We start from the raw sequence: 13,590 nt of genomic DNA, 5'->3' as shown, positions 1-13,590 counted from the left end.
TTCGGTTCCTTGCGGTGACAAAAAGTTGATGAATTTCCTTTCGATAGTTTGCACTGTTTCTAAATGTTCAGACTCCCCCTACAGCGGGGTTTTTCAGCATGGTTACACTGTAGCTGCTAAAAGTTGATTTGCACGATCAATATTTTCTCGAATCGATTTTGCTGAAGTATGAAGTGCTGTTAACTCAGAATCTGTGAGATTGAGTTCGATGATTTTCTCGATGCCACCGCATCCTAATCGGCAAGGAACCCCAATGAAGATCTCGTTCAGTCCATATTCTCCTTGAAGGTAGGCGGCGATCGGTAACAGGCGAGATTTGTTGTACAAAATTGCTTCAACCATCGCACAAGCTGAAGATGCAGGTGCGTAGAATGCGCTTCCGGTCTGCATTAATTCAACAATCTCTGCACCGCCGTTGCGGGTGCGTTTGATGAGTTTGTCGATCGTGGTTTCGGGTAAAAGTTCTGTAATTGGAATTCCATTGACAGTCGAATATCGAGGCAATGGAACCATGAGATCGCCATGCCCGCCTAGGACGGTGGCATTAATGTCTGACACTGAGACATTCAGTTCCATTGCGATAAAGGTTTGAAACCGAGCGGAATCGAGAACACCTGCCATGCCCATGACTTGTTGAGGCGGCAGATCGCTCACTGCCCAAGCGAGATGCGTCATGACATCGAGTGGATTCGTAACGACGATAATCACCGCATGAGGAGAATGTGCGATCGCTTGTTTCACTACATCGCGCACGATTTTGGCATTGGTTAAAAGCAAATCGTCTCGGCTCATACCGGGCTTGCGCGGCAGTCCGGCTGTAATCACAATGACATCGGAATTTGCTGTGTCGAGATAGTCGTTGGTTCCAAAAATGTGGCGATCGTGCCGTTCTACCCCACGCGCTTCCATCAAATCGAGCGCTAATCCCTGCGGACGACCCCGAACTACATCAAGTAGGACAACATCTGCTAAATTTTTCTCTGCAACTCGCTGAGCTAATGCACTCCCAACATTGCCTGAGCCAATGATTGAAACGCGGAATTGGGAGCAGGTTGGAAAAGAAGAAGACATGAAAATTGCCGCCAGTGCTTCTTGATTTCATCTTAGCGCTGTCGATCAAGAAACTAGCGGCACAATTGGAATCCTTTAAGAATCGCGCCTATTTGAAGGATTCAAGCTGGTCTTGACGCAGCCAAATATTAGGAGTGGGAACTTTGCCAAATTTGACGAAAGCATAATCGCCCTTCAAATCGACGACTTCACCCTGGGTTTCAAAGATATAGCTAGGGAAGCGCGGATCGCTTGCTTTTGCTTCGACGCTGTTTTCTAACTTCTCACGCACAACGCGTACCATCTCGCCTTTCTTAATTGGCATACTTACCTCAGTGTTCTCTAACTGATCATTATGTTGCAAAAGCTGAATTGATTATGATGCAAGTTTGTAAGGATTTCCATAGAGAACCTTCGTATTCATCAAGTCGTTTTTTGTATAGAGCCGTCTCCCGCTTTAGGTAGACGAATTCTTACCGAGAAAATTTTTAGTTTTACGGGAGGTCATTCGCGCGATCGAGGTCATGCATGAGTTCATCGAACAAGCTAGAGCCAGTCGAATCTTCTCCAGAATCTTCTCTTGAGTCACACCCGAAACGATTGCCAGTTCGCGCGATCGCGCTATTGCTAAGTTTGATCTTTTTTGGCTTTCTGGGGTATCAGGCTGAGCTTGTCTTACCGATGCGACCGCCGAATCTCAGCAGTACTTACACTCCAGTGACTCAAGCGCCGCCCAGTAGTCTCGGTTCCTACGATGTCTTGGGTCACGTGGTCAGCGCATCCGATGCGGAACAACTGCTGCAAACTGAAGCTGGAAAAGAACAACTCTCCCCAGAACAAGGTGCAGTCGAGATTAATCAAGACTTGCTCACACTCGGACGAGATACCTTTTATCGCGAAACCTTTGGCAATGAGCGCTTTCTGACCGATGTAGTAGGAGCGTTAGATGGACCAATTAATTTAGCAAGTATTACAAAAGCGATCGTCAAACTCGCAGGACAACCCACCACGAATTTACAAGTTGCAGTTGATCGAGATGTCACTCTCGGTGGGCGAGAATTCAAAGCAGGAACCTTGTTGAATACTGGGTTAGATATTCCGGCTCGATCGCTTTTACCGCTCGGAATGCGGACTGAATTATCTCAAGGTAAAGTCCGAGTTGGAATTACTTGTGCGTTTTGTCATGCAGCAGTCGATCGTCAAACAGGCAAAATTCTAGAAGGTGCGCCTAACAATGATTTGGACACGGGGCTAATTCTGGCATCTGCATCGAATTCAGCCGCGATGTTCCGACATACAGGTGTCAATCCGACTCAATTGCAATTCGGCGATCGACGTTACATTGATGCCCAAGGCAACGAAGCTCAGCTACCCGATGCGAAAGCAGTAGAAGATGCGGTAGATGCAGATTTTCTCAGTTGGGCACCCGGTAATTTCGACTCAACGGGAACCATGACGAATAATCCTTCTCAAAATCCTTCGTCTTATACATTTGAGGCTTATCCTTACGGTTGGAGCGGACATTCAGCGATTGGCTGGTTTCACGGACTCACGACGCTCAATAGCAATGTTCATGCAACCAATTCTGATACGACGACTGGAGCAGATGGGAGTCAGGCATCACTTGGGATTGATAAAGAGACCTATCTCGGCATTCTGCTGCAAAATGCTTCAAATCCGAAATTTCGTCTACCCGATGGTGTGAATCCGGCTGAATTTTTCGATCAAATTGATCCAACTCCCGGCGAACCTGCAATCAATGAAGTGATTCGGATGCCTGGTTATCCGAAAGGCTCACCATTTATGTTAGATGGCTTAATGGCAAGTTCTCCAGGGTTGCCTGTAGGTCAACAACTGAATGCGATGTCTGCTTGGCAAAATACCTTAGCTCCACCTCCCTACTCTGAAGCTCAAAATTTACAGCAGTTGCAGCAAGGCGCAAAAGTCTTCGATCGAGCAGGCTGTGCAGAATGTCACAGTGGACGCACGTTTACGAATCACCACGTCATTTCGCAGCAAGAAGTCAAAACTCAGCCTTCGCGCGCGCCTGCTTTGAAAGTCTTTGCCAAAAGCTTCGTTGCACCTAAAACGTATCCCAATGGGGAATCCGTTCCCCTGCCTGAAAATCCACCTGTTTTACCTGTTCCAACGGATATTACGCCAAAGTCTGATCAACAAAGAGCGTTTGCGCTGAATGATCCATCTGGAGCATACAAAGTTCCTAGCTTGATTGGCTTAGCAGTCACTGCTCCTTATCTGCATGATGGTGGAGTCGCAGCGAGTTCAGAAGCATTGCAGCCTGACGTGACCGGAGCTTATCAAATTACTCAAGCTGATCAAATTGGGATGGCAGGAACATTGATGCAGCATGTTTTGCCTGATCCAGCGGCAAGCTTGCGGATGTTAGTCGATCGCAATTTACGCAAACCGATGATTGAGGCAAATCGGGCAAATGCTGATTTAGTGCGATCGAACATAGATGGTAGTGGACATGAGTATTGGATTGATCAAGCTGCGGGATTCACCCCAGAGGAGCAGACTGCTGCGATTGAGTTCATGCTTTCGTTAGATGATGATCCCCAAGTCCTTCTTAACTGATGAGAATTCGATGCACCTCAAGTCAATTGGTTTAGTCCTAATCTTTCATTAGCAAGAGGAACGGTCTATTTTCGCTCGTTACAGTAAGCCTGCAAGAGTGGTTGAAACGCATCCACCGTGTCCTCGCTCTGTTTTATTCCGGGGGCGGGTGAATGCAAGGAACGATACGTTTCAAAGATCCTCTGAAATTCATCCTAATCCCGTTTCTCCTAACATTATGACTCCCAATCAAGTTACTCAAAGGAAGATTCGCTATGCTGTTGTCGGCTTGGGTTGGTTTGCTCAAGCTTCCGCACTTCCCGCTTTTGCTCATGCTGAAAATTCTGAACTCGTAGCTTTGGTTTCAGACGACCCAACAAAGCGAGAAGAAATTGCTAAACAGTATGGAGTTCAGCATACCTATGCTTATGATCAGTACGAAGACTGCCTAAACAGTGGTGAAGTGGATGCCGTCTATATCGCATTGCCCAATCATCTGCACTGTGAGTATACGGTGCGTGCTGCAAATGCAGGCATCCACGTTCTCTGTGAGAAGCCGATGGCAGTGACAGAAGACGAGTGTCAACAAATGATTGATGCGTGCGATCGCAATCAAGTCAAGCTGATGATTGCTTACCGTCTGCATCTCGAAGAAGCGAATATGCAGGCAGTCGAAATTCTCAAGTCTGGGCAAATTGGCGAACCACGCATCTTTAACTCTGTGTTTACTCAGCAAGTAAATGCGGGAAATATTCGCGTTCAGAAAGCAGTTGGTGGCGGCACACTAGATGATATTGGCATCTACTGTATCAATGCGGCTCGCTATCTCTTTCAGGCAGATCCGATCGAGGTTTTTGCAACAGCAGCTAGTAAAGACGAACCTCGTTTTCGAGATGTTGCAGAGATGTCGAGTGCAATTTTGCGTTTCCCAGACGATCAACTCGCTTCGTTTACGGTCAGCTTTGGTGCAGCAAAAACTTCGAGTTATCAAGTGGTCGGGACAAAAGGCGATTTGCGAGTTGACCCAGGTTATTCAGGGCAAGGTGAGATGAAGCATATTTTAACGATCGACGACAAGACTCAAACTCAAACGTTTGAAGGTCACGATCAGCTTGCAGCTGAGTTCGTTTACTTCTCGGATTGCATCTTACAGAACAAAGATCCAGAACCGTCGGGGCAAGAAGGTTTGATTGATATTCGGATCATTCAAGCACTCTATGATTCAATTCAATCCGGTCGCTTTGTTCAGCTTCCCACGATGCAGCGAGAGCACCGCCCTGGCCTACACCAGTCAATTCAGCGTCCTCCGCTTGAGAAGCAACCTGATTTGGTCAATGCGGCTGATCCGTCGGGTCAATCTTAACGGCACAAAGTGCAGAGTGGGGAGATAGGGAGCAATCTAAGTGTAGATTCTCCCCATCTCCCCAGATTTAAAGTCGTTTCTCTCGAACACTCAGCGAACCTGTCGAATCTGCCGAGTCTCCTCTAGAATGCCTTCTACATCTTCTTCACTCAATCGCCGCACATAGTTGACTTTGATCTCTTCGAGTAAATCCGTTGCTAGAGACTGAAGCTCTTGCAGCGATCGCTGATCTTGCAACTCTGTTGCCAGATTTTGACCAAAACTTTTCACAAGTTGACTGATCAATTCACCACCTTTTTTATCTTCTAGCGCCAGCACGATCGCATCATAAACCCCGCTTGTGACCTCTGCCACGAGTCTCTCATTGATCTGACGCGGTAGATCCCCTACTAATGGCATTGCTTTCAAGCCTTGATAAGCAGGCGACTGGCTGAGAATCATATCAACATTATGTCTCAGCACTGCTTCTAGCTCAGGCTTGATCTTTGGCAAAACATTGTAGACGGTCGTTTTGACTAAATGCGTTGCAAGCTCTTGAACCTCATCGCGCTGATTGAGATCAATGTAAGGACGATTCACAGATTGAATCAGCCAGCGTGAAATCTCACCGCGCGCGATCGCATCTTGGAAGCGATCGATAACCTGTATGACAACGACTTCTGCCATATCTTCAGAAATGTTCGCGACAAAGCCTTGACTTGCTTGAGTCCGCACCCGCGCAAGGTTAACCATCCCGGACTGATCCAACCGAACCACAGTCGGGATCACCCGTAACCATCTGAGAAAAGGTAAGAGCAAAAAGATGTCATACCATCGCCATAGCATTGCATCTAACCAAGACAAACTTTGATAGCGACGGCTGAGATAGAACGTTCGAGCAATGAATTCTAAAGCAAAAATTCCAACAAATGGTGCATCAACGAGCCAAAACCAATCAACAAATTCGCCATTCTCTCCAATGGGTCGATAGTAGTTCACCGCGATTAAAGGACGAATCTCTTGATTGAAAAACTTCTGTTCTGCGGCTACGCCTCGCTGTGCTAAATTTTCCTGGCTCCAGAATGTTGCAAACGCTTGCTTTGCCGATTCTCCTCGACGCTGACCAAATACATGCTCTCGCATACGATTCTTGATTCGTTCAAGCGTGCCGCTTTTATTCGCAACGGCAAAAGGATTCGTGCTCACAAGTTCTGAACTGCGATCGCGCAAATCTTGCAATCGAGTCTGTACCTGCACACTTTCTAATCCAAACTGTTGAAGTTCTTGCTCTAAAGTGTTTACTGTACTTAGATAGGCTTCCGTATCGCGATGCGGCTCGATTCCCTTTATCGGATCGTAGAGGCGGGTGACGGCTGGAAAGTTGCGAAACCAGAAATCCCGCCAAGGAATATACGCAAAGTCAAAGGCAACAAGTCCCAAATTTACAAGTGCCAACCCTGCCATCGCTCTCTCAAACCAGAGATTTCGACGAGGTGGGAAACGAGAAGGAGACGATCGCATAAAATTCCAACCAGCATTCACCTTCTGAATTTTAAGCGCGATCGCTTTACAATGATAAAGACAGCAACATTTCCGTAAAAATGCTCCCGCTGCTATTTCAACTTGCCTGATATTAGGTTTTAGTGTTGTGGAGACTTCAGCACGTTGAATCCTTTGAAAATCTTGAATAAAGGTAGAGCAACCTGACCTAAACGGCTCTGAGTAGAGATAATCTGTTTCGGTTTCTGTACATACTTTAGGGGACTTCCCCATAAGAAGCCAGTGTTATTACGGATAATTTATTAGTTCTTCACAAGTGGATTTGAAAAATACGGACGTATCTGACCACGTTTTCAGATAGTTCCGGCATTATTCATCACTCTGAAGAATGAAATATAGAGTGAAAATGGCTCAAACCCTCGAAAATTCGTTTTTTCTTTTCGTTCGGCTTAAATCAGTACGGGTATTCGTATTTTCACGGAGATGCGAAAAATTTTATAGGCTTGAATATAAAGCTTCAATGAAGTTCTATATTCTTTACGGATCGCAACGCTGCTCATCGAATGTTTAAATCCCCTGAGTTTTAGCCGAAAGGCTTATCCTAGAAAAGGACTGTTGACGCGCGCTTTTTTCATATGACTGAACATTCTCCTATTCACGTTATCGGCGGTGGCTTAGCAGGCACAGAAGCTGCTTGGCAAATTGCTCAAGCAGGCGTTCCTGTTGTGCTGCACGAAATGCGCCCGATGCGCCAAAGTCCGGCTCATCATTCTGAGCATTTGGCAGAATTGGTGTGCAGCAATTCGTTTGGAGCGCAGGCAACCGATCGCGCTTCGGGACTCTTACACGAAGAATTACGGAGATTGGGGTCGATCGTCATTCAGAAAGCCGATGCTCACCAAGTTCCAGCAGGCGGAGCATTAGCGGTCGACCGCGGAATTTTTAGCCAAGATCTGACTGAAACACTCTCGGCTCATCCGCTGATCGAATTGCGGCGTGAGGAAATTACGGAGATTCCCAAAGATGGAATCGTGGTGCTGACGACTGGACCTTTAACAACCGATGCACTGGCTGAAGATTTGCGCCAATTTACAGGCATGGCGTACATGAGTTTCTTCGATGCAGCTAGTCCGATCGTGGTTGGCGAATCGATCGATTTTGAAACGGCATTTTTGGCATCGCGCTACGATCGCGGCGAAGCTGCTTATCTAAACTGTCCGATGAGTAAAGAGCAATATCTGCACTTTTGGCAGGAGCTTTGTCAGGCAGAACAGGCAGAATTGAAAGATTTTGAGCGCGAAACGGCGAAGTTTTTTGAGGCATGTTTACCGATCGAGGAAATGGCGCGTCGAGGTGAAGATACGATGCGCTACGGCCCGTTGAAACCTGTGGGATTGTTCGATGCGCGATTAGGTGACTTTCGAGATCCCGAAAATCGAGAAAAACGCCCGTATGCAGTGGTGCAACTGCGACAAGAAGATAAAGCGGGGCAACTCTGGAACATGGTCGGGTTTCAGACCAATCTGAAATGGGGCGAACAAAAGCGAGTATTTAAACTAATTCCTGGCTTAGAGAATGCAGAATTCGTTCGCATGGGTGTGATGCACCGCAATACGTTTATCAATTCGCCAGAATTGTTGTTGCCAACGTTGCAGTTTAAATCGCGATCGACGTTACTAGCAGCCGGACAAATCAGTGGAACCGAAGGCTATACTGCCGCTTGTGCAGGCGGTTGGCTCGCTGGAACCAATGCTGCTCGAATTGCGTTAGGGCTTTCTCCTCTAGCCTTGCCCGTGACAACCATGATGGGAGCGTTGTTTGATTTTATTAGTTCTGCTTCTCCCAAGCATTTCCAACCGATGCCGCCCAATTTTGGCATCTTACCGGAGCTTCCCAAGAAGATTCGCAACAAGCAAGAGCGATACGGACAATATCGCGATCGCGCTTTTGCTGATCTCGATCAGTGGAGTGGAGTTGTGAACACAGTCAGCGCGATCGCAAGCTGATTGCTTTTGTCACACCTCGATCGTGCTAGACGGTAACAGGATATTCGTCATCGATCGAGGTGTGAAAGAAGAAGCGACATCCGCCATTTGTAAAAGGCGCATGACTGGATCCGGGTTGAGAGCGAATGTAATCGCCCGCTCCGTAGACTTCATTGCCAATCACCAGATCGCCTTCCATCATAAAGATTTCTTCGGTCGCGGCATGGCGATGCCAAGGATAGCAAACCCCCGGTTCTGCCTTCAAAAAGCCAACGAGTTCGCGCGTTGCTTCATCTCGATGCACGATCGCAATCATCACACCTGGAGTAGGATGAGGTTGCCAGTCTAATTCCTGAGCACGAATTGCGAGATGAGGCGCAGAAGGCGTAGATTGTGGAACAGGGATAGTCTCTAATGGTGGAGAGTCTAGACCAAGGCGATCGAATAAGCGATCTTTCAGCTTGTCTGACATTGGTAAGACTGGAGTACTATAAGGCAGTGCAGTAGCAGCAGATTCGTAACTTAACAGTTCTTCTGCTAAATCAGGACATTCGGCAATCTGCTGCTCGACCCACGCTCTTTCCTGCTCACCTAGTAGATCTAAAACGTAGAGGGGAGCTAGTTCACAAAAGCAGTAGTTTTCGGTGTCCATGTTCTCGATCGCCTTTCGTCGTCCATTTACGCTTACAAGTATTCGCTTGAACCCAGAGCAGACTTTAACTTGCTTAATCCTAACCGAATTCTCGTTTTTACAGTTCCCAATGCTAATCCAGTGTGAGCCGCAATTTCACCTTGGGATAATCCCTGGTAGTAAGCAAGCTCAAGAACAAGTCGTTGCTCTTTCGGTAAGGTTTGCAAGGCGATTATGACTTGGCTACGTCGCTCTTTTATTGATGCCTCCTCAAATAGATCTACGCAATCTGCCTTCGGTTGGATCTCTACGGCTTCGATTGATACGACTGCGGTGGAGTTCGATCGTTTCAGTTTGCGAAGTCGATCGAGAATGCGGCTGCGTGCAAGCGTAAATAGCCAAGTATCAGCTTTTCCTTTTTGGACATCATAGCGCTCCGCGATGCGCCACACTTGCGCGAACACATCTAGCACCGCTTCTTCACTTTCTTCGGCTGAACGCAAGCTTTTGAACGCTAGCCCATAAATGATTCGGGCATAGCGATCGTAAAGTAGGGACAAGGCGGTTTGATCGCGCTGAGCAATCTGGGTCAGCAACGCCACATCATCTACCGCAGAAGAAGGTTTCATCCCAATTTTCTTATCGGAATTATATTTGGCAAGTATACTGATCTTCTTGCTCAGCTAGAAGAAATCTTTTCAAGTCTCAATATTTCAGCCCCTCAGCTTTCGAGAACAATTTCGACGGTTCTACGTTTTCCGAAGCTAGCAATTCTGTTTGAAGCCATTGTGCCAATCCTTTCCCACCTTGCTGCATGATGATGTTGTGGTTCCACTCCAGCAGGGGACGCGCAATGACTGCGAGAGCATTCATCCAGCGTTTTGTCGTGCGAACTGTCCAAGTGTAGTAGATTTCTGTGCCGCGATCGAGCGTTGTAAGTTCCCATAATCCGCGTCCTTCTACATCTCCGATCGCGATCGCTTCCATTACGATCGGAGCTTCGAGTCGAATCACACGAGTATTAAAGGTCAGTGTATAAGAGAGCGGTGTTTTCCAGACAAATCGCTGAACGGTTCCCACTCCATTTGAATCTCCTGCTTCGAGATCAACAACAGAGTCAACTGCATCCCACCAAAGATGCCAGGATTTAGTGTTGAGAATCTCTTCCCAAACCTGTTCGATGGGTGCAGCAATGAGCCAGCGAGTCACAAATTGATATTCTGCCATCGTGTTTTTGGAGTTAATGTTTCAAAGCGTGAGCAGTTTGTGTGAGATGACCATTTTCTATCCTTAAGCTTTCCACAGTGAATCGCGCTGTGTCTGGGTGTAAAATCACAGTTTCTAGAAGCTGCATCGCCTGTTTTACAAGCATTGCTTCGGATGTGTGATGCACGATCGTAAAAAACAAGCGATCGTTGAGCGTTGCGACTCCACAGACTCGTTCTTGCTCAAATCCTGACAAGACGATCGGCCCATAAATCGCGCTCAAAAATAGATTGCCATACTGCTGAGGAATTGATAAGCGTCCTAGATTTGTCACCATCACATCAGATGCGTACTGTTTTCTAAACAAGTGATTCACAAATTCAGGGCTAGGATTAGCACAGATCAGGGCTGTGTGTTGCTGCACGAGTTGTTGTACAGATTGCTGTACATTCTTCGCTTGCTGCATCAAATCCAAATTCAGCGATCGTGCAAGTTGCCAGAATTGAGTTTGGTGAGTAATCGTGTACGCCGTCCGACCAGAAGAGATATACAATCCACACTCTGGCAGGTTAGCAAAATAGGGACGGAGATTAATTGGAGATAAACAATGAAGCAGTTGTTTAGAATCGCAATGCTGTGCAATCGTCAATAACCAGGCAGCACAAATTGCAGCATGAACAGTTGTTGCTTCCTGACGACAGTATTGGATCAATTGAGTTGTTATCTCCGGAGAGAACTGTCCTGCACTGACTTGGAGTGAAGAATTTTCACACAAGCTATCATTTTGCCTCGGCTTCATGCGCTGCCAGAACTGTTGCCAGTAAACCATTCCAGTTGCTAGAACTTTCTGAAAGTGAGAAATTGGTTGGTGATCAGGTAATAACGATTCTAAAGAAGGTGGAACAGAATGATTGAGGACGGCTTGCTGAGGACACGCTAGTAGGGACAGAATTTCCTCAATCAGTTTTACCGTGGTCATTCCATCCGCGATCGCATGGTGACAGACAACGATCAGGTCGGAAATTTCTGGAGAATACAACCACACAATCCGAATCAGTGGCGCTTCTGCCCAATCAAAAGGCTCTGTCAGTTCTCTCGCTGCTTCTGTTTGCCAGTGTGTTTCTCCCGATCGCGCAATCATTCGATAGGGAATCGCGTTCGAGTGTTCGACAAAATGGGGGCTACTCTTCTGCTCTAATGAAATTTTGACGCGCAGTAAGGGATGACGCTGCTGTAATTGCTCCAGCGCATAGGTGAGAGCAGCAGAATCAATGGTTCCTCGAACTTGAGCCGTTATAGCAAAATGGAATGGAATCACGCGATCGCGCAACCATAGCAGTTGTTCCAGTGCGCCTAACCGTCGGTAAGCAGATGGCATTATTGTTTCTCCTGGAGTTGAGCCAACATTGTAGATGGATTCCAGTAGGTTTTTAGGGTCTGAATCATGCCATCGGCATTAATTTCAAACACATCAATGCCTTCAAAGTGAACCTCAGCCCCATTTTTACTAATACCGTGACCTTTCCACTTAACGGCTGCTGCTTGACCATTGATTGAAACAAACTCTTCGGTCAATTCGACAGACAGGAACAGATCGACGATCGCTTGAAGAAATTGACGAACTTCGTCACGGCTTTTCAAAATCGGAGCTTCGGCGGGATCTTGATGAATGCAAGTTTCAGAAAAACAAGCCGCCATTGCCTCTGCTTTATGAGGAGAACGACTCGCTGCAAAATACTGCTGAACAATCGTCTGAACCATTTGAGGTGAAACCGTTGTGGAGTTAGACATAAGTATTGAGTGAATGTTGAATCTACTCTGATTACGCAAAAGCAACTGCGTTGGATCTGCTTGAATCAATTTAAATTTGCGATCGCCACATTGCTACTAGTTGGTACAGGTGCTTTTCTCAGCAATGTGGCCTTCATTGAACTTAATTTTTCTGTTTTACAGATCCGATTGTGATGCTCAGGCGTAATCACAATCAACCGAGTAATCCGAGGACAATTCAATATGCTAACGAATACAAGATTTCCAGCTTACGACTTATTTTCACCCGAAGCGCTTGCCAATCCCTACGAACTTTACAAGCAAATGCGGGAAAGCGATCCAGTCTACTATTCAGAATCGCTAGGCTACTGGATCTTAACTCGCTATCAAGATGTAGAAGCAGCTCTCAAAGATGAACGATTGAGTGCCGATCGTAGTTCTCTGTTCATTCATCAAATCGGCGATCTCGACATTCGCTTAATTCAGAATTTCTTGCAGTTGATCGGCAATATGATGATCGAGAAAGATCCGCCAGAGCATAGCCGTATGCGAAAACTCGCGAATCAAGGCTTTACTACTCGTGCTTTAGAAAGTTGGAGAAGCATCATTCAACAAACGACCGATCGTTTACTGGATCAAGTTCAAACCCAAGGTTACATGGATATTGTGGACGACCTTTCAGTACCTTTACCTGCACTGATTATTGCTGAAATCTTTGGTGTGCCAGAATGCGATCGCGCAAATTTGATCCAGTGGGCAGCCGATATCGGAACCTTATGGGGTGCTCCTAGTGGTCAAAATATCGAGAAATTGGCGCGAAAGGCGGATGCTGCTGCAATTCAATTTACCAATCTGATTCAACATTTAATTGAAGAACGTCGTCGCCAGCCAGGAACCGACCTCATCAGTTTGCTCACGATCGCTTATGAAGCTCAAGGATTAGACTTTGCAGAATTGCCTTCACTTTGTATCCTGATTCTCAATGCTGGACATCTCACCACGACTGATTTAATCCCCAATGGAGTAGCCGCTTTGCTCACCCATCCAGAGCAACTGCAAAAGCTCATTGCTCACCCAGAATTGATGCAGTCTGCTGTAGAAGAAATGATTCGCTACGATTCCCCGGCACCGTTTGTATTTCGCATTGCAAAAGAGGAGATAGTCATTTCCGACACGACGATTCCAGCAGGAAGTGTTGTTGCTTTAGGATTGGGAGCAGCAAACCATGATCCAGCTAAATTTACTCATCCTGATCAGTTTGACATTGCCCGCACTCCTAACGAACATTTAGGATTTGGCCCCGGAGTTCACTACTGTCTTGGAGCCGTACTCGCCCGAATGGAGCTAGCAATTTGCTTTACAACATTGCTGAAACGAATGCCAAATCTACGATTTGATGTCGATCGACAAGCAATTCCTCGCCACACCAGCCTTGTTTTCAAAGGATTTGGATCCCTCCCCATTCTCTTCTAGTGCCATACTCCCCCATTCCCCTACTCCCCCATCTTCCCCAAGTTAGGCTACAAAAA

12 protein-coding genes are annotated in these 13,590 nt (G+C 46.6%); 4 read left to right on the top strand and 8 right to left on the bottom strand.

Translation table 11 applies throughout. The annotated features are described in order from the left end of the window. Positions 1-102 precede the first annotated feature (102 nt). Both mdh and OU814_RS04335 read right to left on the bottom strand, forming a co-directional pair. Positions 103-1,071 carry a malate dehydrogenase gene (mdh, locus tag OU814_RS04340; protein ID WP_268180812.1) on the bottom strand — a complete coding sequence of 323 codons (969 nt, stop codon included), beginning with the start codon at positions 1,069-1,071 and terminating at the stop codon, positions 103-105. A gap of 88 nt (positions 1,072-1,159) precedes the next feature. Further along, on the bottom strand, positions 1,160-1,375 hold the full coding sequence (locus OU814_RS04335) for an NAD(P)H-quinone oxidoreductase subunit O (RefSeq protein WP_017290342.1): 216 nt from the start codon (positions 1,373-1,375) through the stop codon (positions 1,160-1,162). Positions 1,376-1,578: 203 nt separating this feature from the next. Here OU814_RS04335 and OU814_RS04330 point away from each other — a divergent pair, with 203 nt between their 5' ends. Further along, the gene (locus OU814_RS04330) at positions 1,579-3,648 is read left to right on the top strand and encodes a hypothetical protein (RefSeq protein ID WP_268180810.1); all 2,070 of its coding nucleotides are present in this window, start codon (positions 1,579-1,581) and stop codon (positions 3,646-3,648) included. A gap of 217 nt (positions 3,649-3,865) precedes the next feature. Next, a complete protein-coding gene (locus OU814_RS04325) occupies positions 3,866-4,990 on the top strand; it encodes a Gfo/Idh/MocA family protein (protein WP_268180808.1) in 1,125 nt (374 codons plus the stop codon). Between the two features lie 90 nt (positions 4,991-5,080). Here the strand turns inward: OU814_RS04325 and OU814_RS04320 are convergent, their stop codons facing one another. Next, positions 5,081-6,742, bottom strand: coding sequence for a hypothetical protein (locus tag OU814_RS04320; protein ID WP_268180806.1), 1,662 nt, complete (start codon positions 6,740-6,742; stop codon positions 5,081-5,083). Between the two features lie 362 nt (positions 6,743-7,104). Here OU814_RS04320 and trmFO point away from each other — a divergent pair, with 362 nt between their 5' ends. Further along, positions 7,105-8,475: an FADH(2)-oxidizing methylenetetrahydrofolate--tRNA-(uracil(54)-C(5))-methyltransferase TrmFO gene (trmFO, locus tag OU814_RS04315; RefSeq protein ID WP_268180804.1), complete on the top strand. Its 1,371-nt coding sequence runs from the start codon at positions 7,105-7,107 to the stop codon at positions 8,473-8,475. Between the two features lie 25 nt (positions 8,476-8,500). Here trmFO and OU814_RS04310 read toward each other — a convergent pair whose 3' ends face one another. The 5 genes from OU814_RS04310 to OU814_RS04290 all read right to left on the bottom strand — a co-directional run bounded on the left by OU814_RS04310 (position 8,501) and on the right by OU814_RS04290 (position 12,082). Continuing rightward, positions 8,501-9,106: a cupin domain-containing protein gene (locus OU814_RS04310; protein WP_268180802.1), complete on the bottom strand. Its 606-nt coding sequence runs from the start codon at positions 9,104-9,106 to the stop codon at positions 8,501-8,503. Positions 9,107-9,138: 32 nt separating this feature from the next. After that, entirely contained in the window at positions 9,139-9,714 is a 576-nt protein-coding gene (locus OU814_RS04305; RefSeq protein WP_268180800.1) for a sigma-70 family RNA polymerase sigma factor, read from the bottom strand. Between the two features lie 76 nt (positions 9,715-9,790). Then, the gene (locus OU814_RS04300; RefSeq protein ID WP_268180798.1) at positions 9,791-10,312 is read right to left on the bottom strand and encodes an SRPBCC family protein; all 522 of its coding nucleotides are present in this window, start codon (positions 10,310-10,312) and stop codon (positions 9,791-9,793) included. A gap of 13 nt (positions 10,313-10,325) precedes the next feature. Then, positions 10,326-11,669: a condensation domain-containing protein gene (locus tag OU814_RS04295; protein ID WP_268180796.1), complete on the bottom strand. Its 1,344-nt coding sequence runs from the start codon at positions 11,667-11,669 to the stop codon at positions 10,326-10,328. Beyond that, positions 11,669-12,082: a nuclear transport factor 2 family protein gene (locus tag OU814_RS04290; RefSeq protein ID WP_268180794.1), complete on the bottom strand. Its 414-nt coding sequence runs from the start codon at positions 12,080-12,082 to the stop codon at positions 11,669-11,671. Before OU814_RS04290 ends, OU814_RS04295 begins: the two co-directional genes overlap by 1 nt. A gap of 222 nt (positions 12,083-12,304) precedes the next feature. Between OU814_RS04290 and OU814_RS04285 the strand changes: the two genes are divergently transcribed. Next, positions 12,305-13,534: a cytochrome P450 gene (locus OU814_RS04285; protein WP_268180792.1), complete on the top strand. Its 1,230-nt coding sequence runs from the start codon at positions 12,305-12,307 to the stop codon at positions 13,532-13,534. Positions 13,535-13,590 lie beyond the last annotated feature (56 nt).

This window comes from Leptolyngbya sp. GGD (assembly GCF_026735145.1).
In the GTDB taxonomy this organism is placed as follows: Bacteria; Cyanobacteriota; Cyanobacteriia; order Leptolyngbyales; family Leptolyngbyaceae; genus Leptolyngbya; species Leptolyngbya boryana.
Note: the sequence above shows the minus strand (reverse complement) of the source record. Positions and strands in the feature narration are given on the sequence as shown.